The organism is Eubacterium sp. F2 (assembly GCF_046244355.1).
In the GTDB taxonomy this organism is placed as follows: Bacteria; Bacillota; Clostridia; order Peptostreptococcales; family Anaerovoracaceae; genus Aminicella.
The window spans coordinates 958,444-984,545 of sequence record NZ_CP176393.1 but is presented as its reverse complement, the minus strand read 5'-3'; the positions used below and the strand labels follow the sequence as shown (position 1 = coordinate 984,545).

At 49.6% G+C, this 26,102-nt stretch carries 18 protein-coding genes, 2 tRNA genes and 1 riboswitch; of the genes, 6 read left to right on the top strand and 14 right to left on the bottom strand.

Going from position 1 to position 26,102, the window contains the following annotated elements; all coding sequences use genetic code 11:
* Positions 1–8: 8 nt before the first annotated feature.
* The gene (locus ACI77B_RS04055; protein WP_409337491.1) at positions 9–500 is read left to right on the top strand and encodes an NUDIX hydrolase; all 492 of its coding nucleotides are present in this window, start codon (positions 9–11) and stop codon (positions 498–500) included.
* Here the strand turns inward: ACI77B_RS04055 and ACI77B_RS04050 are convergent.
* Both ACI77B_RS04050 and pta read right to left on the bottom strand, forming a co-directional pair.
* Entirely contained in the window at positions 497–1,897 is a 1,401-nt protein-coding gene (locus ACI77B_RS04050) for an MATE family efflux transporter (protein ID WP_409337490.1), read from the bottom strand. The two genes, ACI77B_RS04055 and ACI77B_RS04050, sit on opposite strands and share 4 nt — an antisense overlap.
* Before the next feature lie 303 nt (positions 1,898–2,200).
* Complete coding sequence (gene pta, locus ACI77B_RS04045; protein ID WP_409337489.1) at positions 2,201–3,211, bottom strand: phosphate acetyltransferase; 1,011 nt, start codon at positions 3,209–3,211, stop codon at positions 2,201–2,203.
* Positions 3,212–3,442: 231 nt separating this feature from the next.
* Between pta and ACI77B_RS04040 the strand changes: the two genes are divergently transcribed.
* Positions 3,443–3,733: a cysteine-rich small domain-containing protein gene (locus ACI77B_RS04040; RefSeq protein WP_409337488.1), complete on the top strand. Its 291-nt coding sequence runs from the start codon at positions 3,443–3,445 to the stop codon at positions 3,731–3,733.
* 2 nt (positions 3,734–3,735) lie between these two features.
* Here the strand turns inward: ACI77B_RS04040 and ACI77B_RS04035 are convergent, their stop codons facing one another.
* The 7 genes from ACI77B_RS04035 to adhE form a co-directional block, all read right to left on the bottom strand.
* The gene (locus tag ACI77B_RS04035; RefSeq protein ID WP_409337487.1) at positions 3,736–3,906 is read right to left on the bottom strand and encodes a hypothetical protein; all 171 of its coding nucleotides are present in this window, start codon (positions 3,904–3,906) and stop codon (positions 3,736–3,738) included.
* A gap of 162 nt (positions 3,907–4,068) precedes the next feature.
* On the bottom strand, positions 4,069–5,517 hold the full coding sequence (locus tag ACI77B_RS04030; protein ID WP_409337486.1) for a bifunctional folylpolyglutamate synthase/dihydrofolate synthase: 1,449 nt from the start codon (positions 5,515–5,517) through the stop codon (positions 4,069–4,071).
* A gap of 130 nt (positions 5,518–5,647) precedes the next feature.
* Positions 5,648–6,214, bottom strand: coding sequence for a folate family ECF transporter S component (locus tag ACI77B_RS04025; protein ID WP_409337485.1), 567 nt, complete (start codon positions 6,212–6,214; stop codon positions 5,648–5,650).
* 106 nt (positions 6,215–6,320) lie between these two features.
* Positions 6,321–6,417, bottom strand: a riboswitch (THF riboswitch).
* A 150-nt stretch (positions 6,418–6,567) separates the two neighbouring features.
* Complete coding sequence (locus tag ACI77B_RS04020) at positions 6,568–8,244, bottom strand: formate--tetrahydrofolate ligase (RefSeq protein ID WP_409337484.1); 1,677 nt, start codon at positions 8,242–8,244, stop codon at positions 6,568–6,570.
* Between the two features lie 157 nt (positions 8,245–8,401).
* Positions 8,402–9,328: an alpha/beta fold hydrolase gene (locus tag ACI77B_RS04015; RefSeq protein ID WP_409337483.1), complete on the bottom strand. Its 927-nt coding sequence runs from the start codon at positions 9,326–9,328 to the stop codon at positions 8,402–8,404.
* 318 nt (positions 9,329–9,646) lie between these two features.
* The gene (locus ACI77B_RS04010; protein WP_409337482.1) at positions 9,647–10,615 is read right to left on the bottom strand and encodes an iron-containing alcohol dehydrogenase; all 969 of its coding nucleotides are present in this window, start codon (positions 10,613–10,615) and stop codon (positions 9,647–9,649) included.
* Positions 10,616–10,734: 119 nt separating this feature from the next.
* Positions 10,735–13,506 (bottom strand): bifunctional acetaldehyde-CoA/alcohol dehydrogenase, encoded by a 2,772-nt coding sequence (adhE, locus tag ACI77B_RS04005; protein ID WP_409337481.1) that lies wholly within the window; start codon positions 13,504–13,506, stop codon positions 10,735–10,737.
* A gap of 993 nt (positions 13,507–14,499) precedes the next feature.
* Between adhE and ACI77B_RS04000 the strand changes: the two genes are divergently transcribed.
* Entirely contained in the window at positions 14,500–15,807 is a 1,308-nt protein-coding gene (locus ACI77B_RS04000; RefSeq protein ID WP_178263020.1) for a fused HPr family phosphocarrier protein/2-hydroxyacid dehydrogenase, read from the top strand.
* A gap of 307 nt (positions 15,808–16,114) precedes the next feature.
* Here ACI77B_RS04000 and ACI77B_RS03995 read toward each other — a convergent pair whose 3' ends face one another.
* Positions 16,115–17,704 carry an APC family permease gene (locus ACI77B_RS03995; RefSeq protein ID WP_409337480.1) on the bottom strand — a complete coding sequence of 530 codons (1,590 nt, stop codon included), beginning with the start codon at positions 17,702–17,704 and terminating at the stop codon, positions 16,115–16,117.
* Positions 17,705–18,381: 677 nt separating this feature from the next.
* Between ACI77B_RS03995 and ACI77B_RS03990 the strand changes: the two genes are divergently transcribed.
* Positions 18,382–18,756, top strand: coding sequence for a BlaI/MecI/CopY family transcriptional regulator (locus ACI77B_RS03990; RefSeq protein WP_409337479.1), 375 nt, complete (start codon positions 18,382–18,384; stop codon positions 18,754–18,756).
* Positions 18,757–18,896: 140 nt separating this feature from the next.
* Here ACI77B_RS03990 and ACI77B_RS03985 read toward each other — a convergent pair.
* The 3 genes from ACI77B_RS03985 to ACI77B_RS03975 all read right to left on the bottom strand — a co-directional run bounded on the left by ACI77B_RS03985 (position 18,897) and on the right by ACI77B_RS03975 (position 21,857).
* Positions 18,897–18,969 (bottom strand) — tRNA-Lys (locus ACI77B_RS03985).
* 230 nt (positions 18,970–19,199) lie between these two features.
* Positions 19,200–21,125, bottom strand: coding sequence for a sensor histidine kinase (locus ACI77B_RS03980; RefSeq protein ID WP_409337478.1), 1,926 nt, complete (start codon positions 21,123–21,125; stop codon positions 19,200–19,202).
* 30 nt (positions 21,126–21,155) lie between these two features.
* The gene (locus ACI77B_RS03975; protein ID WP_409337477.1) at positions 21,156–21,857 is read right to left on the bottom strand and encodes a response regulator transcription factor; all 702 of its coding nucleotides are present in this window, start codon (positions 21,855–21,857) and stop codon (positions 21,156–21,158) included.
* A 260-nt stretch (positions 21,858–22,117) separates the two neighbouring features.
* Between ACI77B_RS03975 and ACI77B_RS03970 the strand changes: the two genes are divergently transcribed.
* Together ACI77B_RS03970 and ppk1 are read left to right on the top strand one after the other, a co-directional pair.
* On the top strand, positions 22,118–23,083 hold the full coding sequence (locus tag ACI77B_RS03970) for a hypothetical protein (RefSeq protein ID WP_409337476.1): 966 nt from the start codon (positions 22,118–22,120) through the stop codon (positions 23,081–23,083).
* A gap of 30 nt (positions 23,084–23,113) precedes the next feature.
* Positions 23,114–25,489 (top strand): polyphosphate kinase 1, encoded by a 2,376-nt coding sequence (gene ppk1, locus ACI77B_RS03965; protein WP_409337475.1) that lies wholly within the window; start codon positions 23,114–23,116, stop codon positions 25,487–25,489.
* A gap of 274 nt (positions 25,490–25,763) precedes the next feature.
* Here ppk1 and ACI77B_RS03960 read toward each other — a convergent pair.
* A tRNA-Lys gene (locus tag ACI77B_RS03960) sits at positions 25,764–25,836 on the bottom strand.
* Positions 25,837–26,102: the final 266 nt, after the last annotated feature.

Below are 26,102 nucleotides of genomic sequence, written 5' to 3'. Positions count from 1 at the left end.
AGAAAATCATGTCCAGAACCGTAGAAGCCGAACTTACCACACTCTGTTACATCGAACAGGATGACCAGTACCTGATGATGCACCGCGTTAAGAAGGCCCATGACATCAATGAAGGAAAATGGATCGGCGTCGGCGGTCACTTCCTGCAGAACGAGAGCCCGGAAGACTGTCTTCTCCGCGAAACCCGCGAGGAAACCGGCCTGACTCTGACATCCTGGAAGCTCCGGGGAATCATTACCTTTCTTTATGCAGACGATGCCGCTGAGTACATGTTCCTCTATACCGCAGACGGCTTCACCGGAACCCTCACCGGCTGCAATGAAGGAATTCTGAAATGGATCCCGAAAGACCAGATCGGGAAGCTGGAGCTCTGGGACGGCGACCGCATTTTCCTGCGCCTTCTCATGGATGACGCGCCGGCCTTCTCCCTGAAACTGCAGTACGACGCAGACGACAATCTTCAGCAGGCCGCTTTAAACGGCTCCGCTCTTGCGCTTTAGTTTTTGTCGACAAAATCTTCCCGGCAAGGGGACTCTCTGTCTGTGCCGCGGCCCGCATGATTCCAGTCCAGATGGTTATAGCTGCGGCGGAAGACCGCCCAGGCGAAGAATGCCGTGACTACTTCCGCGGCCCAGAATGCGCTCCAGACACCGGCAGCGCCAAAAAAGCGGCACAGGACAGCCGCGCACGGCAGAATGACAGCAAAATAGCGCAGGAAGGAGACGGAGAAAGACTCTGCGCCTTTCCCCAGGGCCTCCAGGCAGCCCGATGCAACGACCGAAACCGACGACGGCAGAAATCCGATGCAGATAATCCGCAGGGCCTCTGTGCCGATCCTCTTCGCTTCTGTGCCCGCGGAGAACAGCCCCATCAGCCGGCCCGGGAACAGCAGACAGACCGCAGTTCCAAAGGCCATGATCAGAATGGTCAATTTCAGCGCGCAGCGGTAGATTTCCCAGACCCTTTTCTTCTCTCCGGCTCCGTAGTTATAGGCCATGACCGGGCGCATTCCCTGGATCAGTCCGCTGGATGCCATATACAGGAAATTCTGAAGCTTATAATAAATTCCAAGTACGAAAATATAGACGGATGCGAACGATGCCAGAATCGCATTCAGCCCGGTAAGCATGAAGGATGGAAGCAGCATATTCAGCGATGCCGCTGTACCGACGGAATACATGGACTTTGCCCTCTCCGAGGAAAAGCGGATCGGGAACATGTGCACGCGAACCGGGAATTTCTTTCTCTTATAGACCAGCAGATAGTAGATCATGGAAAAGGTCTGGCTGAGGCCGGTTGCCAGAGCTGCGCCGGAAATTCCCATTCTCGGGAAAGGTCCAATGCCGAAAATCATCAGCGGGTCCAGAATAATATTCAAAATCGCGCCGTAAAGCATCGCCGCCATGGAGGTCACCATCCAGCCCGCAGACTGAAAAATTTTCTGCCAGGCCACCTGCACGGTCTCGGCAGTGGAAAATAAAAAAACGATCCATGCATAGGTCATCCCATAACGGACGATCGCTTTTCCCGGGTGATACATCATCAGAAAGGGCCGGGACGCCAGAAGGCCGACAGCCGTAATCAGAATACCGTGCAGAATGCTGAACCACAGTCCTTCCGAGCAGGCACGGCCCGCCTGATCTCTTCTGCCCTCACCAAGAAGCCGGGCGCAGACCGCGTTGATGCCGACGCCGAATCCCACTGCAATGGAAAACATCACATTCTGCAGCGGAAAAATCAGAGACAGCGCCGTCATGGCATCCTGACTGATCATCGAAACGAACATACTGTCCACAATGTTGTAAAGAGAGTTCGCGATCATGGAAATCGTCATCGGAATGCCCATAGATATAAGCAGCCCCATGACCGGCCTTTTTCTCATTTCCTGCTGTTCCATGATCCTCACCTCCTGTCCCTCTATTATACCGAATATTTCGGATTATTACAGAAAAAAAAACGATGTTCTATCCGCCATCCGTGTATAAATATTCAAATACAAAAATAAACAATTCGAAAAGTTAAGATTGTATTTTTTTGGTTCGGCACAATCGCGATTATTTAAAGAAACGCCGAACCGCGAATTTCAAAACATCCGCAGAGAGCATGTTATTCTTATCGCTGCACGAAAAAAGGCCGCCGCCTCAAGTGAATTCACATCACTTGAAGGCAGCGGCCTCGAATATCCGAAATACCTGTGGGATTAAGAAAGTGCAGCTGTGATCAGTGCCATTCTGTAAACCTCATCTGCGTCGCATCCACGGCTCAGGTCATTGATCGGAGCATTCAGGCCCTGCAGAATCGGGCCGTATGCAGCGAATCCGCCGAGACGCTGTGCAATCTTGTAGCCGATGTTTCCAGCTTCGATGTTCGGGAAGATGAAGGTGTTTGCATGGCCTGCAACCTTGGATCCCTTAGCCTTTGTCTCAGCAACAACCGGGGAAACTGCAGCGTCGAACTGGAGCTCGCCGTCGATAGCCAGTTCCGGAGCCATCTTCTGTGCCTCGATTGTAGCGTCGTGGGACAGCTTTACTGTGCCGCCCTTGCCGGATCCCTTTGTGGAGAAGCTCAGTACGGCAACCTTAGGATCGATGCCGAATACCTTGGCTGTCTTTGCTGTTCCTACAGCAACCTCAGCCAGCTTCTGAGCAGCTGTTCTGGTTACATTGCCCTGCTTGTCAACGGAATCCTGGTAATCAATGTTGATTGCGCAGTCACCCATTGCCAGCTTCTCGCCTGTCTCTTCCTTGACAAGAATAAAGCAGGAGCTTACCAGATGTGCTTCCGGAGTTGTCTTAATCAGCTGCAGAGCCGGTCTTACTGTATCTGCTGTGGAGTATGTAGCGCCTCCGAGCAGGCAGTCAGCCTTGCCCATCTTAACGAGCATAGTTCCGAAGTAGTTGCCGTGGGACAGAGCCTCGCGAACCTGCTCTTCCGTCATCTTGCCCTTTCTGAGCTTAACCATCTCAGCAACCATCTCGTCCATGCCGTCATACTTTGCAGGATCGATGATCTGGCACTTGCTCAGGTCATAGCCGCCCTTCTTGGCGCCCTCATCAAACTCTTCCTGTGTTCCTACCAGGATAACCTTCAGTGTATCGTCAGCAGTCAGCTTCTGTGCTGCGTCCATGATACGCGGATCCGGTCCGTCCGGCAGCACGATTGTACGATTATCCTTCTGTAATTTTTCTTTCAGATCTGTAAAAATTGACACCTTTAATCCCTCCAGTTAGAATAGATACTAAATATCATACGTAGCTATATTACCATAATTTGTCTGTGTATTCAATTACAGCAGACTTGTTAAATAATAGATTAGTGCGTATCCGCCGGCAGCGGGATTTCCCGGAGGGACAGCCTCTTTCATGACAGGCAGACCCCTTGCCCGTTTGGGTTTTGTCCGCAGAGACCGGCCGGACGCTCCATCAGACAAAGGAAAACCGCCATGGGAGAAAACCGCCACAAGAGACCTGCCACAAAAAACTATCAGTATTTCTCGCACCGGGAATGTGAATTCTTTCCCTGCCACCCGGGCGCGGATCCGGAGAATTTCAACTGCCTCTTCTGCTGGTGTCCGCTCTACACGCTGGGGCCGCGCTGCGGCGGGAATTTCCGCTATAACGAGCGCGGCATCAAGGACTGCACGAACTGCCTCTTTCCGCATCTCCGCGAGAATTACGCCGAGATCACCTCACGCTGGCAGGACATCGCCGATTCCATGAAAAAACAGCGGTGAGATTAAAACACCGCTGTAAACAGAATTATGATCAATGGCAGCAGGATCAGCAGTCCCGCAAGATGGAAAAAGATCCTGGCCGCTGTTACGACGACGCATCCGATCAGCCAGATGATGCCGATCACGATCAGAATCGCCAGGAATCCGGTCAATAAGGTCATTCCTAAAATCATTATCTTCATCCTCTTTCTGTTTCCGGATCTGCCCGGGAAAAGTTTCTTCCCTGCCCGCGCCCGGAAACGTCTTTCGATTTTCTTTATCCCTATCTTACCACAATTCCCACCCGATAATCTTACACTGCTGTAAGCTTACGAAAAGCTTCACCTCCTCTTCACTCAGCGCAGACCCAGCTTTCCGCAGTACTCCCGGACGCTTCCGATATAGTAGAGGGAGCCGAAGGAACAGATCCGCTCATCCGGATAATCGGATACGCACAGGTCCACAGCCTCCTCCGGCGTTCCGCAGTCGATCGTCTCCACGCCGCTCTTTTTCAGGAACTCTGCCAGATCGGAGGAGGCCAGCGCCCGGTCACAGTCCGGCGTGACCGTCAGAAAACGCTTCGCAATCGGCGTGATGATTTCATACATCTGTGAATAATCCTTATCTGCCAGCACGCCGGTGATGAAGGTGAATTTCCTGCCCGGGAACAGATTTTCCAGGCTCTCTCTGAGGGACTGCACACCGTCCGGATTATGCGCGCCATCAATAATGATCGCAGGATGATGGCTGACCAGCTCGAACCGCCCTTTCCAGCGGGTTTTCCGGAAGCCTTCCTGCAGAGCCTCTTCAGAAATCTTCCAGCCCTGCTTCTGCAGCGCACGCACCGCCGCCAGCGCCGTCAGAGAATTGCTCATCTGATATACGCCCAGCAGGCCGATCGTCAGTTCCTCGCCGTCCGGCAGGACATAGGTCTGGCCATCCAGATCCGCATGCTTCATCACCGGGGACAAAGGCTGACCGAGCAAGGATTTTATCTCGTCGGTTTCTGCCTGAACTTCTGCCTGACCCTTTCTCTCTGCCTTCAGTGCGGCGGATGAACCTTCCCTCAGCAGACATTCCGGGTTCTGGTCGATAAACTGTATCTCCGTATGATGCTCTTCTGCGGCCTGCTCCAGGACTTTTCGGGCTTCTTCTGCCTGCGGCGCAGAAACTGCCGGCACCCCGTCCAGAATAATTCCGGCTTTTTCATGGGCAATCTCCGCCAGCGTGTTTCCCAGGAACTTCATATGATCGTAGCCGAGTTTGGTGATGACAGATACCGCCTTATCCTCCGGATGAATAATATTGGTGGCGTCCAGGCGGCCGCCCATGCCGACTTCCAGGACCACAGCCTCGCAGTTCTGCTCCCGGAAATACAGAAAGGCTGCTGCCGTGACCATCTCAAAAACGGTCGGCTCTGTCCATCCGTCTGCCGCCATTTCTTCTGACTTTTCTCTTACCTTTTCGGTCAGGCGGGCGACATCCTGTTCTGCGATCTCCTCGCCGCAGACACGGATTCTTTCCGTAAAATGTTCCAGATAGGGAGAGGTGTACAGACCGGTCCGGTAACCGGCGCTGCGCAGCACCTGCTCGATGAAGGCTGCCGTTGAGCCTTTTCCGTTGGTTCCTGCGATGTGGACGTATTTCAGGCCGTCCTGCGGGTTTCCCAGACGGCGCATCAGTTCCGTCACCGGCTTCAGGCCCGGACGGGTCTGCGAATACTTCGGCGCATTCAGCCAGGTCAGCGCCTCTTCATAGGTCATTGTTCTTTTCTGATTTTCGTCCTTCTTCTTTTCCTCAGACATTCCCTGTTGTTTCCTTCCTGTTCTCTGATTCTCCACGACACGGATTCTCAGTCTTTCTCTCTAAACACAGAAAATCCCGGCCGGTTTTTTCTGCCCCGACCGGAATTATTTCCGTTATTCACTTTACTGACTATCTTCCTGCGAACCGTCCTTCCAATCTGGTCAGGATTCCGACGCGGTCAACGACTTTCAGCAGCGCAAACAGCAACGCAGTCTGGATCGGCCACATAATCGCTTCTTTGACGATTCTGACCGGAAGCAGGACCTTGAATGCCTGTCCGTACAGAATCGCCAGCCAGAGCGTATTTAACAGTACATTGACCAAAACAGCATTAATCAGCAGGGTTATCGCCGTTCTCTTCACGGACAGCGGACGCTTGTAAAGTCCCAGTCCAACGATCAGGCCGGTTGCTGCGGCAGAAATCGTGAATCCCGGGAAGAATGGACCCGTCGGCTTGATCATGTAATTCAGAATATCCATGACCGCTCCCATGATCGGCGCCGCCACCGGTCCGAACAGGAATGCCGCCGCATCCTGCGGAACAAAGGCGAAAGTGACTTTCAGGAAATTCCCGATCTGGAAAGAGAAATAGCCGAGAATAACAGAGAGCGCGCCCAGCATGGCAATTGCGGTAAGCGCCTGGGTGTTTTTCAGCATTTTCGCTGATGATTTGAAACGTGTGCCTGTGTCTTTCATTTCTACCTCCGAAAAATTCTTTTAAAAGAACGCACATCCGGAAGCTGCGTCGCACGGACAGAAAAAGGGACCCTGTTTACGCAGGATCCCTGATCTTTCACAATGTTGCAGCGGGATGCGGCATGCATATCGCAAGCTCTGCTTTTCGCCCGGATGACAACTCCCCGTCCATCCGATACTTAACGCATACATGCCTACTCGTAAACGTATACGCACATGCTACTACGTTTCTTCTGTTTTGTATACCATGTATTGCAAATATTTTTGTTTATTTCGCCACACATACAAAACATTTATTGTAAATCTTCCACAATATTATTTCTCGTAATAGATGTATTTCTCAGCAGAACCACTTAGAACAGGCCGCTGATCTTTCCTGTGCTGTCCACATCGATCTTCTCGGCAGCCGGATGTTTCGGAAGTCCAGGCATGGTCATGATGTTTCCGGAAAGAGCTACCAGGAAGCCCGCACCTGCGCTGACCTTGATGTCGCGGATGGTGATGCGGAATCCTTCCGGGGCGCCCAGCAGCTTGGCATTATCCGAGAATGAGTACTGGGTCTTCGCCACACAGATCGGCAGCTTGTCAAATCCCAGTGCGGTCAGCCTCTTGATTTCTTTCTTTGCCTTCGGCGCAAAATCTACGCCGTCTGCATGATAAATTCTGCGGGCAATCTGCTCCATTTTCTCCTCAATCGTTCCGTCCAGAGAATAAGCGAAGTCAAAATCATTCGGCTGGTCACAGAGACGGACGACTTCTTTCGCGAGTTCTTCTCCGCCTTCTCCGCCCTTGGCCCAGACTTCAGACAGCGCAACGTTGACGCCCATTTCTTTACATTTATCCTCAACCAGTTTCAGCTCCGCCTCGGTATCAGTCGGGAAGGCATTGATGGCAACGACGGTCGGCAGTCCGTAAACATTCTTCATGTTATCCAGGTGACGCAAAAGGTTCGGCAGACCCTTTTCCAGAGCCTCCAGATTTTCCTCATTCAGCTGATCCTTCGGAACGCCGCCATGGAACTTCAGCGCACGGACAGTTGCAACCAGAACAACAGCACTCGGCTTCAGGCCGGCCATTCTGCACTTGATGTCAAAGAATTTCACTGCGCCCAGATCGGCAGCGAATCCTGCTTCTGTAATCGCGTAGTCGCCAAATTTCAGGGCCATTCTGGTAGCCATTACGGAATTGCATCCATGTGCGATGTTCGCGAACGGACCGCCGTGGATGAACACCGGATTATGCTCCAGCGTCTGGACCAGATTCGGTTTCAGCGCATCCTTCAGCAGAGCCGCCATGGCGCCCTGCGCCTTCAGATCCGCGGCCGTTACCGGCTTGTCGTCATAGGTATATCCGATGACGATGCGCGCCAGGCGGGCTTTCAGATCGTCCAGATCCGTCGCCAGGCAGAGGACAGCCATGATTTCACTGGCTACCGTAATGTCAAAACCGTCTTCACGCGGAACGCCCTGCATTCTGCCGCCGAGTCCGTCGACGATATTACGCAGCTGGCGATCGTTCATGTCCACGCAGCGCTTCCAGGTGATCTTCTTCACATCAATGCCAAGTTCATTTCCCTGCTGGATATGGTTGTCGATCATCGCCGCAAGCAGATTGTTTGCTGCACCGATGGCGTGCATATCTCCAGTGAAATGAAGGTTGATATCCTCCATAGGAACAACCTGTGCATATCCGCCGCCTGCAGCTCCGCCCTTGATTCCGAATACCGGTCCCATGGACGGCTCTCTCAGCGCGGCGACCGCTTTCTTTCCAATCCGGTTCATCGCGTCAGCGAGGCCGACCGACGTGGTCGTCTTTCCCTCTCCTGCCGGCGTCGGCGTAATCGCGGTAACCAGGACCAGCTTTCCGTCCGGGTCTCCTGCCCTCTTCTTCAGCAGATTGTAGTCAATCTTTGCTTTATACTTACCGTAATTTTCAATGTAGTCTTCCTCAATTCCAAGACGCTTTGCAACATCCTGAATCGGCTCCATCTCACACGCCTGCGCGATTTCGATATCTGATTTAACACTCATTCCTTAACTCCTGTTCTGACCACGGGATCTGTGCTCACCTCATTCCGGCATTTCACCGGACAAAAACAAATCAGCAAGGCCGTTCATTTTCTGCAGCTGACTGCCGGCAGTCCTTCTGGTCAATACATTTTCTTCAGTTCCAATAACCCCTGTCCGGCTAACGTTTCGAATCCATGAAGCCGATGATCTGATCTTCCACACCGCTGCGGATATCCTTGTAATTGTGGATTTCGTGACGGTATCCCTCATACAGCTTCATCTGCACGTCCTGATGTCCAGTCTCCTTCAGCGCGTCGTAAATCTGCTTTACGCCCTTTCCGTACAGGCCTACCGGATCCTGGTCTCCGCTGATAATGTTAATTGGAAGATCAGCCGGTACTTTTTCTGCCCAGGATCTGCCCTTCAGATTCTGAAGCATCTCAACAAAATCATACATGGCTCTGTTGTTTGTCGGACGGGTAAATGCGTCAAACGGGTCGTTTGCGTGATCGTACTGGACGTACGGATCGGCGCAGATCCACTCGTTTCCGATCTTCACTTCTCCGCAGCGCTCATTCATCCAGCCCATGAGATTTCCTGCAGCTTCCGGATCACTTTCTCCGCCCTTTCCACTGTCGATCAGCGCCTTCAGCGTTTTTTCAGCCTCATCCGCGCCCGGGAAATCGCCGGCCGTTCCGCAGAGCGTTACACCTTTCAACTCGTCTGCATACCTGGTAATGTAGTCTTTGACAATGAAAGATCCCATGCTGTGGCCGAACAGGAAATACGGGAGATCCGGGTATTTCTCTTTTACGATTCCGGTCAGCGTATGTTCATCTTCCATCATGGTGTGCCAGCCCTGATCGCCCCAGTCGCCCCAGCTGTTATTTTCCAGAGCCGTCTTTCCGTGACCGACATGATCATCGCAGGCAACGATATACCCGGCATCAACGAAGGCGGATATCATGTGAAGATATCTCCTCGCGTGCTCACCGAATCCGTGGATCAGCTGTACGACACCCTTATACTCTGCCGCCGGAACATAGATCCAGCCATAAACAGTATCTCTCTTGTTATAGGACTTAAAATTTACCTCATGCAGCATTGCTGTATTCCTCCTCTCCTAAACCATAAGCGAACTCATCTGAACATTCACAGTATATCATGAATATGTGTCGATACACTGGAATTCAGGAAGGTTTTCCATATCGTTTCCTGTCCTGGCGCCGGGATAACCCATTTCCGCGCCGGCACGTTCCCCATTTCTGTCTGCAGTAATAAATTCACAGTAACAAAATAGCGCAGCGGCGGGGAAAACCCACAGCTGCGCCAGCGCAGTATGAAAAGATTGTATCCTCAGATACTTTCCCTTCTGAATCTGCCTCTCTCACGGGAGGTAGTATCATGGCCTCATATCAGATCGTTACAGTGACTGAAGCTTTTCAGCCGCCTCAATCAGTGCTGCCGCTGCCTGCTTATCATCTCCGTCTCCGCATCCGATATGTCTGGACAGATCTGCCAGTTTCGCAAGTGCGTCACCGGTAAGATTTTTTTCACTTTCCGCAGGGAATAATCCTGCTTCAGGATCCAGTGTGTCAGCTGCGTTCGACAGAGCCATGCCGGCAAGTGTCGCTGCATTAGCCATATTTTCTCTAGCTTTCATACACGGCGGATCAGCAAGTGCAGCCGGAAGATTTTCAAATACATCCTTCACTGCATCTCTGGCAAACCCGACGATATAATCGGTCGCATGCGGATCGATGTGCGCACGCACTGCCTGTGCAAGCACAGTCAGACCAGCTTCCTTCACCAGTTCGCGAGGGGCATCCTGAGAGAAATCACTGTCGATGACAGCCATTTCAGGAAGCATATTAAAGCTTGCGATCACGCGTTTCTTTCCGCTGTTGTCATTGATCAGAGCAAACGGTGAACACTCTGCGCCTGTTCCGGCAGTTGTCGAAATCAGGAAGAGCTTTGCCTTTTCGCCCATTTCAGGGAAACCGGCATCCGTTGTCTTACTGAAACGGTCTGCAAGATCTGAAAGATCAGCATCCGGATGCTCATACAGCACCCACATTGCCTTCGCCAGATTCATGACAGAACCGCCGCCGATACCAAGAATGGCATCCGGTTCAAATTCCAGCATCTTCGGAAGTCCGCTGCCGGCTGTGGCCATGTCAGGCTCTCCATCGCCGTAGAAAAACTCGGCAATCTGAAGTCCGCCTTTCTTCAGCCATTCCTCAACAGGACGGATCATTCCGCTCTTAAACAGGTTTGCGTCCGTGATAATGAAAGCTCTCTTTAACCCATATACTTCACTGAGTTCACGCACAGCGACCGGCATGCATCCTCGTTTGAAATATACTTTCTTCGGTAATTTGAGCCAGTTCATAATCCATCTCCTTACAACGTGTCAGATTCAAGCAATCGATGAACCCGGGCGCCGCGCCCTGCGGCGCGGCATCCGCCCTGGTCCACCTTTCCGGATTCCATAGGACAGAACCTTCAGGTTTATTTGAATCCTCCAACCTTGTCCAGGCCGATTTCTGCAGCAAGTCCGTTCGGGTAAGCTGCGTGAGTATCTGCCGGGTTGTCGACTGGAACGGACAGAACGTCTCCGTAACGCTCAATGAATCCTTCATCGCCGTAGAATGCTCTCAGATAGCACTGCTTCAGTTCTTCGATGGTCGGATATACCGGGTTGCAGCCTGTGCATGCATCGTGGAATGCCCACTCGGACATGCTGTCAACTACATCCAGGAATTCCTGCTCGATCTGGTCAGCAGTCTTGTCCGGATGATTCTGAACGAGGTATTCCCAGATGGTCTCAGGAATATCGATCTCTTTCTTCAGATCTGCGCAAGCCTTGACCCAGTTGTTGAATGTCTCTTCGTCATCCTTGCCCTTAACGCCGATCAGTTCACCGAGTTCAACGTATCTCTCGAATGCATGAGGATACTTGTACTGGGAGAATGTACCCATGTGATATGGATGCTTCTGAGCGTTGAACTTGCAGACATATGGGAAGAGCAGTGCGTTTGCAGTTCCGTGTGGAATGTGGAACCATCCGCCGATCTTATGAGACAGGGAGTGGTTGATTCCCAGGAATGCGTTTGCAAATGCGATTCCTGCAAGTGCGGATGCATCGATCATCTTCTCGCGGGCTTCCGGATCCGGATCTGCGCCCTTGAAGGAGGATCTGTAGGATCTTCCCAGATACTTGAAGACGTTTTCTACTGCTGTCTTTGCGAATCCGTCTGTATAATCTGTTGCATAGATGGATACATAAGCCTCAACTGCATGAGTCAGTACATCGTATCCGGATGCCTGTGTAGCTCTCGGCGGCAGCTTCATTGTGTTGTCGCAGTCTACGATAGCCATCAGCGGCATCATTTCATAGCCGATCAGAGGCCACTTCATTCCGGTGTTCGCATCGGAAATGATCGTGAACGGTGTCATTTCGGATCCTGTTCCTGCTGTTGTCGGGATGCAGACTAACTGAGCCTTGGATCCCATCTGCGGGAAGAAACGAACTCTCTTACGGATATCGATGAAGTTCGTAGCCATCTTCAGGAATTCCTCATCTGGATGCTCGTACATGATCCACATGATCTTCGCTGTATCCAGAGCGGATCCTCCGCCGATAGCGATGATTACATCAGGCTCGAACTCGTGCATCTTCGGCAGACCCTTCATAGCGTCCTGAATCTGCGGGTCAACACGAATGTCGAAGAACTCGGCAACATCAAGGCCTTCCTCCTTCAGCTGATCGATGATGGCATCGCATGCGCCGATCTTGAACAGGTTCGCATCGGTTACGATGAATGCTCTCTTATAGTGGTAAACTTCACTCAGTTCTCTCAGAGCAACTGGTGTGCAGCCTCTCTTGAAGTAAACCTTCTTAGGCAGCTGCAGCCACAGCATGTTTTCTTTTCTTGTAGTAACGGTCTTGATATTCAGCAGCTGCTCGAACTGTGTATTTCCTGCATATGCGGAATTTCCCCATGATCCAGGTCCCAGTGTGAGTGATGGCGGAATATCGAAGTTGTACAGATCTCCGATGCCTCCGAAGGATGTCGGCTGGTTGATAATGATTCTTGCAGCCTTCATTCTCTCAGCAAACTTATCGATCTTATCCTGCTGCTCCTGATTTACATACATTGCAGCGGAATGTCCTGCTCCGCCTTCCAGAACCAGCTTATAGCAGATGTCAAATGCCTCATCAAGAGTGTCTGCCTTGAACATACCGAGCAGAGTTGTCAGTTTCTCGCATGCCCACGGGTTGTCATGAGATGTATCATCTGTCTCACGAACCAGAACCTTCGTGTCTGCAGGAACTTCGAATCCAGCCATCTCAGCCAGATGAACTGCGGTCTGTCCTACTGCCGGCGGATTAACCCCGTGTGTCTTGAAGTTGAAGAATACCTTTGCAACTGCGTCTGCTTCTTCATCATTCAGGAAATAGCAGCGAGCTCTCTTCAGCAGGTCCTTAACCTCATCATATACGCTGGACAGAACGGTGATGTGCTGCTCAGCCGCACAAATCATACCATTATCAAATGTCTTGGAATGGATGATGGACTCAACAGCCATTCTCAGATCAGCGGAATCATCGATAACTACGTTGCAGTTTCCAGGTCCTACACCAAGTGCTGGTGTTCCGGAGGAGTAAGCTGCATGAACCATTCCTGCACCGCCGGTAGCGATAACCAGGTCTGCTTCCTTCATCAGCATATCGGAGATATCCAGGGACGGTGTCTTAATCCAGCTGATTGCATTAGGCGGCATGCCGGCTTCGATCGCTGCGTCACGCATAATCTCTGCAGCACGGATTGTGCACTGCTTAGCCCTTGGATGCGGTGAGATGATGATCGCATTTCTTGTCTTCAGACACATCATGATCTTGTAGATACAAGTTGATGTCGGGTTGGTTGTCGGAACGATCGCTGCTACAATTCCCTTAGGAGATGCGATTCTCTTTGTTCCGAATGCCTTATTCTCTTCAATGATGTCGCAGGACTTCTTCAGTCTCATGTAGTTCCACATATGCTCAGATGCATACTGGTTCTTGATAACCTTATCAACTACAACACCATATCCGGTTTCCTCGTGAGCCATCTTGGCCAGAGGAATTGCCATGTTGCTTGCTGCCATAGCTGCAGCTTCGCAGATCTTGTCGACCTGCTCCTGTGTGAATGTAGCAAACTCATTCTCCGCCTCGCGGATCAATGGTAAGCTCTGCTCAAAGCTTTCAACAGAATCAATCAATAACGCTTTTGCCATAATTTTCCTCCTGTGCATGTCAATGCAGAAGATAACCAATATTCACTTAAAAGACGTTCCGCGCGGTCTAACGTCTTTTTAAAATCTATCTGCATTTTACCCCTTTTTTATAATTTTCGCAATATACTTTCATGTGTATACATCATAAACCAAACTGTTATTTTATAGTCAAAGTTAACAATCGATGTATAAATTCTTACACTTGACACGATACTTTTTTAACAAAAATCCAACATCCCTGTATACTCGTATATTGTTGTAAATATCACAACATCTCTATGCGCAGAGCATGTATATAAGCAGCATCCACCACCTTCCGCAGACGTTGAAATTAATGGAAATCCGCACGGCGCAGTCAATATTAATTAATGATCTATACATACTGTCAATAAATTATCAATCAGATCGTCAACTTCTTGCCAATCTCTTCCGCCACATCTGCGTACTGGTATACCGGCATAATTTTTACTCTTTGTTCATATTCTTTGCATTATGTATACAATATTCTTTATCAATATTTATATTCCAAAACTATAAATCAATCCCATAATCTTTTGGCCAAAACAATTGATGTGTACTTCTAACAAATACAATGTACATTTTTTGTTATGTCTTAACAAGTAAAAATCTTATCTTGTTCTAGTTTGTATACAACGCATTCTTTTGTTGATTTTTCTACAGATACGTATATTATAAAGGAAGAAATCGTGATACAGGATACTGCATGCAGGATTCAATATAATAAATCCAGAACTTTGGATCTGCAGACAGGCACGCATCACTGCCCTTCATTCTGCAGCATCAGCAGAATAGACAGAAAGACGGTGCAGCACGGGTGCGGGAATTCACTCACACATTCCACAGCCTTCTGCCGAAAGAGTCTGTATTTATGAATTCACATTCAATATCGTGCATGATCACATAATAAAAGTTCATATGTAATCTTACAGAAAGTACTGAATCAACCATCTAATTATCAGAGGAGGATTTAAGATGAAATCATTTAAGTACACTTGCAAAGCAACTCTGGGACTCCACGCACGTCCATCCGCAATTCTCGCTACAGAGTGCACAGGCCTGAAGAGCACAGTAACAATAGAAGCAAACGGCATGTCTGCTTCCGGTACAGATGTACTGGCAATCATCGCACTGCGTGCAAAGAAGGGCGACGTCCTGAACATCAAGGTTGAGGGCACACCTGAGGATGAGGAAAAGGATTACAACAGACTGCAGGAAGTCTTCGCTGACATCATTCCTACAGACAACAACCTGGACACACTGAAGGTTGCTTTCTACGGAACTAAGGACTACGACAGAACTTTCTTCGAAGAGCTGGGCAAAGATAAGGGCGAAGGCGCTTACAACTGCGACATCACATACTTCGACAGCCGTCTGACTGCAGAGACTGTTCACCTGTGCCAGGGATTCGATGCTGTCTGCATGTTCGTAAACGACGAGGCTCCGCGTGAGGTTGTAGAGCAGATGAAGAAGAATGGTATTCGTCTGATCCTTCTGCGCTGCGCTGGATTCAACAACGTTGATCTGGACGCTGCCAAGGAGTGCGGAATCACAGTTCTGCGTGTACCTGCTTATTCCCCATACGCTGTTGCAGAGCATGCTATGGCTATTCTGCAGGCTGCTAACCGCCGCATCGCAAAGGCTTACAACAAGGTTAAGGATAACAACTTCGCTCTGAACGGACTGCTGGGAACAGACCTCCACAACAAGGTCGCAGGAATCGTTACAACAGGACGTATCGGTCAGTGCATGGCAAGAATCTGCAAGGGCTACGGCATGACAGTAATCGCATGGGATGCTTATCCAAACAAGGCTCTGGAAGAGGAAGGTCTTCTGACATACGTATCCAAGGAAGAGCTGTTCCAGAAGTCTGACCTGATTTCTGTTCATGGTCCATTGATCATGGGAGAGGGCGGAACATACCACCTGATCAACGACAAGGCAATCTCCATGATGAAGGACGGCGTAATGCTGGTTAACACTGCTCGTGGCGGATTCATCGATACAAACGCTCTGCTGTCCGGACTGAGAGCTGGAAAGTTCCATGCAGTTGCACTGGACGTTTACGAAGGACAGGATGAGGTTGTTTACACAGACCACTCCGACGATATCCTGAGCAACGATGTTGTCGCTCGTCTGACTTCCTTCCCACAGGTTGTCGTTACATCCCACCAGGCATTCTTCACACGTGAGGCTCTGCAGGCAATCGCAGCAGATACTCTGGAGAACGCTCGTAACTTCCTGCAGGGACTGCCTTACGGAAAGGCCGAGGTTGTTCGCTAATTAACGGAAGCGATTATTCCTTTTAGACAAACTATATCCGGGCAAGAATCAAGCTTTGAAACCTTCCTGCCCGGAAGACGTGAAAACGCTGTATCTGGCAGATGCCGGACGCAGCGTTTTTCTGTTGTCCTGCAGGAGCCTTTTCCGAATTCACCCGGCGCTTCTGCGGCGTGAACGAACGGAACTGCTCCTGTCCAGGATAATTCAATTGTCTTCTTTATATATGATGTTTTCTGTTCTTACGTGTTTCTTTTTACTCGTATCTTTTTCCACTTATCCGGTTTTCTGTCTGCCGGAGGCAGCGCTGTTATTTTGAAGCGTACGCTTTTCTTCTCTTGCCGTTTGATTTTTGTCCGCGGAGCTTCTGCTTCTCCGGCTTCATATAGGAGATTGCTGCCGGTGCATCGACATTGCTGCCGCCCTGCTCCTGCTTCTCCATGCTCTTCAGATCTTCTTCTGCATATTCGATTTCCACATCGATATGACGGCCGAACTCTTCTCCGTATTTACGCTTGTTTCTGAAGTAGAAAACGACACCCAGAAGGGTCCATGCTCCTGCAATTGCCCACTCCTGCGGAGCCAGTGTGCTTCCGGAACCCGGGATCAGATACATGGCGACCATTGCACCGGACATGACAACCGCGCATGTACCGACCAGTTTATAGTGGCGGATCTTATACGGACGCGGCATATCCGGGCGTTTCTTTCTGAGGATCATGAAGGAAATCGATACCATGCAGTATGCCAGGCAGCAAGCCAGGTTTCCGGCATCACAGATCCATACCAGCATTCTTCTGCCGGCCAGTGGTGCAGCCATGGAAATGATTCCGATCAGAATCAGTGCGTTCACCGGCGTCTTATACTTCGGATGCAGTTTTCCGAAGAATTCCGGGATCATTTTAGAGTCTGCCATAGAATACATCGCGCGGCTTCCGCCCATCAGGAAGGAGTTCCAGCTGGTGACGATTCCGCAGAGTCCGCCGATAATGACGACGTTCGCCATTGCCTTGATGCCGAATCCCTTTACCATAGCATCTGCGGTGACGAGGCCGTTTCCGGTCATGGCGCGGGCGATTTCCGCGTGGTTCATCAGATAGCCGACCGCGATGATGATCAGGGAATAGAAAGCAACCGCCAGGACGATGGACAGAATCAGGATTCTGCCGATTTTCTTTAGTGATCCCTGAATTTCTTCTGCTGCCTGCGGGATGACGTCAAATCCGATGAAGAAGAACGGTGTCATGACCGCAACATGCATCATGTGGCTGAAGCTGCTGGATCCGCCTGTTCCTGCAAACATCTGCGGGAGCAGATTGGAGGTGTCTCCTCTTACTGCGGAAACAACGATCAGAATCATGCCGACGCTGAAAATAATCGCGGTCAGCAGGGTCTGGAGGTTGGCGGCTGTCTTGGCACCGTGGATGTTAACCAGTGTCATGAGCAGAGCAATGCCTGCCGCGAGCAGAAGCCAGCTTGCGTAGATCTTGAATCCGCCTACTGTGTAGAGATAGCCTTTCAGGAACGACGGAAAGATGTAGGCGACAATCGTCGGAAATGCACAAGCCTCATAACATACAACGGCGATATAGCCGAAGATGATTCCCCAGGTACAGACGAATGATCCTGTCGGGCCCATCGCTTTATAGCTGAAGACGTGCTCCCCTCCGCACTGCGGCATCGCAGAGGTCAGCTCTGCGTATGTCAGGCCGACGAAAAAGATCATGACTCCGCCGAGACAGAAGCCCAGCGCCGCGCCGATGACGCCGCCGCGGGTGATCCAGTCTCCGGTGGAAATGACCCAGCCCCATCCGATCATTGCGCCAAATGCAATGACGAGAATATCCCAGGAATTCAGAACTTTATCAAATTCCGATTGTTTCGTTTTTTTCTGTGACATGTGTATCAGCCCCTTCATTAATTGATATATATTGTCACTTTAGCGTTATCTGTTAATAAGACCTTTGTATATACCCACTTAAGCATATATTTCACCTTTATTGACAATACTATTCTAAATTAATATTGTCACTTGCGCAAGGGAATTTCTGGATTTTTCATCTTCACATCACAAATTCTTCACGAATCTTTTGTTTACTCGTCGACTGCTATGCAGACAAGTAATACACTTATACAATGTTTTAATACTGTATAAATATCATGCTTTCCAAAAAGTATACAAGTCAGCGGGACCGGTGTTTCCCGGAGGATACAGGGCATATTTACGATGTCGGCGCTCCAGAATTCATATTCCTCGCTCTATTTGTTGTTTATTTCACAAATTCACGCACTCAGGAGCTGTATTTTTCGATCTTTCTCACGCCGGTCTCCTGCACAATGCTTCAGAAAAATTATTATTATTTTTATATTTATCGTAATTAAATTCTGTTATTCGTGTCACTTTTATTCGATTGTACTCAACTTTTATTATACAATAGCAATATTTTTATATGAAATCACTTCAAAAAGATATTGCTATCACTTCCATCGGAATTTATAATAGAGGTAGTATTATTAGATACAGAACGTTTTCATTTCTGTATCTTCTTATATATTATTGTTTAAGGAGACTTCGCAATGAAACTAAAGAAATTAACGAACAAAGAACTAGATGTCCTGCGTGTGCTGTGGGACTCGGAGGATCCTCTTCTTGCATCTGAGATTTACAAAATCGATCCTTCCCTGAACAGCAACACTGTTCAGGCAGCGCTCCGCAACCTGACAAAAAAAGGTTATATCAAGGTCGCTGACATCGTTTACAGCGGAACCGTTCTTTCACGGCGCTACACACCGATCGTAACACAGCCGGAATACGTAAGAATGTTCTTCCCGGCAACAACAGAAGAAAAACTTATCTTCCTGGAAGGTTTTATTCAGGACATTGAAACGCAGGAAGAACTGGATCAGGTTCAGAAACTGCTTGATGATAAAAAAGCGGAGCTGAATAAATAAAGAACACAAATTACAGGACCTGACACGCAATTATTTACATCCTGTTATCGAACATAAAAAGAGCTGCTGCATCCGGGCTCAGGCAGGCACCGTGCAGCAGCTCTTTTTATTCCTTCGTTCTCTTCACAGACAATAAAAAATGCGCTATCAGGGGATCGAACCCTGGACACCCTGATTAAGAGTCAGGTGCTCTCCCAGCTGAGCTAATAGCGCATAAACATATTTCTTTCCTGCCGCCTTGTCTCACGCGACTCAATTATAATACTCCTTTATTCTCTATTTGTCAATCCGATTTATAAAATTTATTTAAAAATATCCCAGAGCACAAGCTCCCCCCAGTATAGGGAGCGAGCTTGTGTTCTGGACACATCCAGGCCGATCTGCAGAAAATTAAAACCGGACGTTTCGGAATCTGCAACTGTCACAGAAATGTTTCCGCACATTTACGCTTTTGGCATATGCACAGCTGCTGTAAATAAATCTCCATCGATTGAAATCTGAAAACTTCCATTCATGACACGGGAAAGATCCTGCGCGATCGCAAGGCCCAGTCCGCTGCCTTCCGTGCTTCTAGAATCATCTCCTCTGGTAAATCTCTGCATAAGCTCTTCCGCGCTGATATTCAGCTGATTCTCTGAGATGTTTTTCACTTTCAGGCAATAACTCTTCTGTTCTTCCTCAATATCTGCGTATACGCGTGTATGCGGCATCGCGTACTTTTTAATATTGGTCAGGATATTCTCAATCACACGCCACAGAAGCTGTCCGTCTGCAGTTATTCTGACTGACGCGCCGGCATGGTTCTGCAGAATAAACGTTAGATCCCTGGCGTCCAGTTCATCCTTCATTTCCCCATATGCCTGACTGACAAGCGAATAGAAATCCAGTTCCGCAAGATGTACCGGTATGTCTCCGGAAGATGCCTTTGCCGCATCGAACAGATTCAGCGTCAGCCGCTGCAGACGTCTGGTTTTCTGGTCCAGCACATCAAGGTATTCCTGTGCGTTCGGGCTGTCCAGTCCTTCCGTTTTCAGCAGGTCCACATAGGTCACGATTGACGTCAGCGGTGTTTTCAGGTCATGCGACACGTTACTGATCAGCGCTGTTTTCATCCGTTCATTCTTCATCAGATTCTGCACCGCCGCATCCTGCGCGTCTGCGATGGAATTAATGTCCTCAGCCATCTCCCCCCATGCGCCGCTTCCGAGATTCGGAATTTTGTACGCCATGTTTCCATTACGGACTTCATGCACGCCCTTTTTAAGCTCTTCCAGCCTCTTCAACTCCCGTGGAAGAAAGATACAAGTCAGCACACCGAAAATCATCATCCCCATCACCGACTGAGTCGCAACGTCTACCATTCCGATAAGGGCAATGACCAGAAGCACCGTCACCATTCCCGTCCGCGTTATTTTTTTCCGGCTGCTGAAAAACACTCCTGCACCATGATAAATTTCCCTGCAGACCGTGCCGATCAGAGTATATCTCCAGAAGCACCGGTTTTTCAGTTTCCGGGCGACAGAAAGTATAACCGCTTCTTCAAACAGAAACGCCCCTGCGGCGAGCATAATAACGAGCACCAGCGCAAACGGCCCGGAGAGAGTAAACCCAGACCCCAAGGTACTGTGATACTCGCTCTGCGACATCCATTTGTGAATCATCGCCATATCCTGACTGCTCAGATGCAGTTTGATTCTGTTCACATATGTAATGAACGTCCACAGCTCATCTCGCACTCCGGAATCAGAAAGGATTCCGGCAATCGGTATTATCACCAGCCCCGCCACAACCCCTCCCAGGATCTGCACATCTCCCCACACCCGGTCGAATGCGCGCAGATAGACACCCCCTCCCGGTTTGCGCTTTCCGCAGGTAATGATCCCGCTGATTGCACAGATCAGCGCACATACGAACAACACTACCATAAATGTGAACATCTTATTTTCCACATCCGTTACAGGGCTCTGCAGAATATGCTTTGCCGCCGAAATTTCTGCGGCAGTCGGCTTATTTCCGCTGTAATGATAGTTCATGCCCAGCTCCCCGACTTCGTCCAGAACCATCGTCAGCGTTGCCATGATGCCCCCTGCCATACACAGCAGGAACCCCAGAACGCAGCTGACCGTCAGCACGATACTCCGTGCGCGCGGACGCTTCTGTCCGTCATAGAACAGATCTTTATGAGGTTCCGGCTCCGTCTGTTCCGCGCGGTCTGCTTCCCCGCTTTTCCCTGCCTCTTCAGCATTTGTCCCCGGTTCCGGCAAATCTTTATTTTCTTCCAGAACATCTTCCGGCTCCGGAACCGTCTTCAAAATTTCCGTATCCCGCATCTTTCGCTTCCTGTCTATCCAGTCCTTTAATGCCATCATCAACACCTCTTTATTCTGATTCCTATCCATCTACTCAATTTTCTCTACTTTATAGCCCAGACCCCAGACCACCTTCAAGTAGCGCGGCGATCTCGGATTAATCTCGATCTTTTCCCGAATATGACGGATGTGCACGGCAACTGTATTCTCTACACTGCAGGCATGTTCCTTCCAGACCGCCTCATAGATCTGCTCCATCGAGAACACCTGTCCCGCGTGTGCCGTAAGCAGCCTCAGAATGCCGTATTCTTTCGGCGTGAGCTCCACTGCTTTCCCGTCCACAAAAACCTGCTTGGCTTGATCGTCGATGACCAGTCCTCCTGTACGCAGAAGCGACGCGGAGTTCTTTTTATTCATACTTCCCAGATCTCTGTACCGGCGGATCTGCGAATTCACACGCGCCACCAGTTCCATCGGATTGAACGGCTTGGTAATATAATCATCTGCGCCGATATTCAGTCCGTTAATCTTGTCGTAGTCCTCCGATTTGGCCGACAGCATGATAATCGGGATGTTTTTCCGCTCTCTGATCTTCATCGTCGCCTGAATGCCGTCCATTTTCGGCATCATGATGTCCATGATGATCAGATGAATATCGTGCTCTCTCACGGCTTCCAGCGCCTGAATTCCGTCATATGCCTTGTAAATCGTATAGCCTTCATGCGACAGATAGATTTCAATCGCTCTTGCGATCTCCTTATCATCGTCGCAGACCAGAATATTTCCTGTCATCTCTCTCCCTCCTGCATGATCAAGTATATCGCTCCTGTACGGAGATATTTTTGAATATATTCTTATCTTTTTCTTAAGTTTCCGGGTTTTATCATACCATATTCCCCTTGTGGCTGTCTTTTGCCGGCAAAAGGTCCACGCGCAAGGGGACATGGGCTGTCGGAAATGATATCGTTATATCAAAAATTTTACATAAGCTTGATAGATGAACGATAAAATCTTTACTAAAATGGACTAACGAAAAGGAGAATATTATCTATATGTACGGAATAATTGATATCGGATCCAACACCATTCGTCTGGTACTCTATCATGTGGAAAATACGGAGCATGGCTGCCAGATTTCCAGAATCATGAACAAGAAATACACGGCTTCTCTCGCTGGTTATGTGACAAAGAAAGGAAAGATGAGCGGCGAGGGTATTCAGTGTGCCTGCGACACGCTCTGTGAACTGCGGGAAATCATTGAAAGCATCCATCTGGAGAAGGTTTACGTATTTGCAACAGCATCCTTCCGAAACATCACCAACACAGAAGAAGTTCTGCGCAGAACAGAAACGGCATCTGGATTTAAGATCCGGGTGCTGAGCGGCGAGGAAGAAGCAAACTGCGGATTCTACGGACTGCTGAGCGAAATCGAACAGGCTCATAAAGGAAAAGAAGTCAGCAGCGGCATGCAGATCAACCTGGGCGGCGGCAGTACCGAGTTCGTATTCTTTAAGAATCATAAAATCAAAACATCCCTGTCCATTCCGATCGGTTCACTGAATCTGTATGAACGCTTTGTCGACAGCATCCTGCCGACGGCTGCGGAAATGAAGCAGATCCGCAAATACGTGAACAAGCAGCTGAAAAACACGAAGTTCCCAGAGAAATGGGACGCTGACCTGCTCTGCTGCGAAGGAGGCACCGCCAGAGCGCTGCAGAAACTGATCTGCGCCGCCTTCCCGGAGAACAGCGGCCACGATTTCTACAATACAAAATATCTTCAGGAATGGGAGCAGTATTATCTGCAGAATCCGGAAAAATGCCAGCACGACATTTTAAAGATCAATCCAGAGCGGATTCACACACTGATTCCGGGTGCCATCGCTATCCGCTGCATCAGTGATTATTTTGGCTGTCAGCGCGCGCTGACCGTCAGAAACGGTGTCCGCGAGGGCTACCTTCTTTCTCAGCTGTATGAAAGCGGGAAAGACTCAACATTTGCGGGATTTATGGATTAAGTCATCATATTACGGAGGGAGAACTTAAATATGAAAAAGAGTAAAAACGTGTATATGCAGAACCGTGAACTTTCCTGGCTGAAATTCGATGAGAGGGTCATGGATGAGGCTGTGGATCCAACTGTTCCTCTGCTGGAGCGGCTGCGTTTCCTGACCATTTTTACCACGAATCTGGATGAATTTTTCATGGTCAGGGTTGGAAGCCTGATCGATATGCTCCCTCTGGGCGCGGACGGCAGTGACAATAAGACGGGAATGACTCCGCAGGAACAGCTGGACGCCATCTACACGGAGGCGCGGCGCCTGTATAAGAAGCGGGACGAACTCTTCAACCGCCTGGTCGGCGAATTAAGGACGCAGGACATCTATTATCTGAAATATGATGAACTTACTCCTTCCGAACAGGAATATGCGGAGAACTATTTCAGCCATGAAATCATGCCGCTTCTGTCTCCTCAGATCATCGATAAACTTCATCCCTTCCCGCAGCTGCAGAATAAGACGATCGCTATCGGTGTTCTTCTGAAAAACGGCACCAAAAAGCCGATTCCGGCCATTCTCTCTCTGCCATCCGTTATTCCGGATGTTCTCTATCTTCCGGGAAACGGCATCCGCTTCATCTCCACCAGTGATATTCTGTTCGAATTTGCGGACGTCGCCTTCTCGACTTACGAAGTTCTGGAGAAGACAAAATTCTGCATTACCAGAAACGCGGACATTCACGCAGAGGATGAAGACCTGGAGCTGTCCAGCGACTTCCGTAATCTGATGAAGAAGATGCTGCGTGACCGCCGTCATCTGTCTCCTCTACGCATAGAACTGTCCAATGAGATTTCTCTGGATGCGAGAAAGTTCCTGATCGAAAAGATCGGGCTGAACGAAGACCAGGTCTTCTATTCCTCGGCCCCCTTGAAGCTTGATTTTGCCTACCCGCTCGGAGATAAGCTGAATGAGGAGCAGACCGCAAAACTGCTCTATCCGCCTTATCAGCAGCGCATTCCGAATATGATCCAGCCGGGTGTTTCCATGTTCCGCCAGATTCAGGAGCACGATCTGCTGCTCTCTTATCCATACGAAAGCATGGATCCTTTCCTGGACCTCCTCGACGAGGCGTCCATGGACGATGATGTCGTATCGATTTCCATCACCATCTACCGCCTCGCACGCAAGAGCCGTCTGGTTCACGCTCTCTGCCGCGCTGCAGAAAACGGAAAGAAAGTCACGGTCCTGATCGAACTCCGCGCCAGATTCGATGAGCAGAATAACATCGACTGGTCGGAAGAGTTTGAGAAGGCAGGATGCAACATCATCTACGGAACACCGAACTACAAAGTTCACTCCAAGCTGTGCCTGATCACCAGAAAAGAAGGAAAGAATATCCGGACCTACACACAGGTTGGAAGCGGAAACTATAACGAGAAAACATCAAAACTGTACACGGACCTCTGCCTGATGACCTGCAGCCAGTACATCGGTAAAGATGCCCTGCAGTTCTTCCAGAACATGGGAATCGGAAACCTGAAAGGAAACTACAGGTCCCTGATTGTCTCCCCGGTAAGTCTGAAGAGCACGGTGCTGTCCCTGATGGACCGTGAGATTGAAAAAGGAAAAGACGGATTCATGTTCTTCAAGATGAATTCGTTTACGGATAAAGACATCATCAAGAAACTCCGCGATGCCTCCCGGGCAGGCGTAACGGTAAAAATGGTCATCCGCGGAATCACCTGCCTCGTTCCGGGCCTGAAAGACGAAACAGAGAATGTGGAAATCCGCAGCATCGTCGGCCGCTATCTGGAGCATTCCAGAATCTATATCTTCGGCAGGGATGAAGATGAGAAGATGTACATCGCGTCCGCAGATTTCATGACCAGAAACACCGAACGCCGTGTCGAGGTCGGATGTCCGATCTATTCTGCAGAAGTACAGGCCAAGATCCATCATCTGACTGCTCTGATGTGGGCAGACAATATGAAAGCCCGCCGCCTGCAGACGAATGGCAGATACCAGTGGATCCGCAATACAGAAGCCTCAAACAGAAAAGAGGAGGCCGACTCTGTGGCAGCTGCCGACACAGCAGCAAAAGCGGAAGGACAGAATGTAGAAACTTCCGCAGAGACAGAAGCAGGCAGTGTTCCGGACTGGCTGACATCCATGATGAGCAGCCGCTCAGAAAACCGCGGCCTCAACGCGCAGGATGCGCAGATGGAGCTGGCCGTCAAGACCGGATATCTCCCTGGAGGAAAGCCAAAACAGCCTTCTGCGCCGCGCAAAGAGCATGTTTCGGATAATGCCGCCGCGAAAGCTGAACCGGCCTTAAAAGAGGAATCCGGCGCTTCTGAGAAGAAGCCACAGCCAGCCGCTCCGGAAAAGAAGAGTTTCCTGGAGAAGCTGATGTTCTGGAAGTAATAATATCGAAATCCTCCCTTCCCTTTACTCCCGCCGCGGGAAACGCCATGCTGCATCAGACAGCAGCCGGTTTCCGCGGCGGATTTTTATACGCCTTCCCGGACATCAGAGAACCTCGCAGCCCTTCAGCAGAAAGCGCTCCGGCGCCTTTACAAGCGGTCCTGCCGCAGCTGCGAGCCCTTCCCGGCTGCGCAGCATTCTTCACTTTTCATCTCCACATAAAAAAACATACACGAAAAAACCGCCCGATTAAATCGGACGGTTCTCAGGTCAGTGCGCTATCAGGGGATCGAACCCTGGACACCCTGATTAAGAGTCAGGTGCTCTCCCAGCTGAGCTAATAGCGCATAAACATATTTCTTTCCTGCCGCCTTGTCTCACGCGACTCAATTATAATACTCCTTTATTCTCTATTTGTCAATCCGATTTATAAAATTTATTTAAAAATATCCCAGAACACGGTAGTTTGACAGTTTCAAACTTCAAAAATCGCTATAAGCCTTGCAATGGCTTTCTTTTTTTGTCAAACTTTATTTAATTTTATGTAGTATTTTGTAGTATTTTATGGTATAATAAGGACAGGTATAACTTGATCAATCGTTGGAATTTAAAT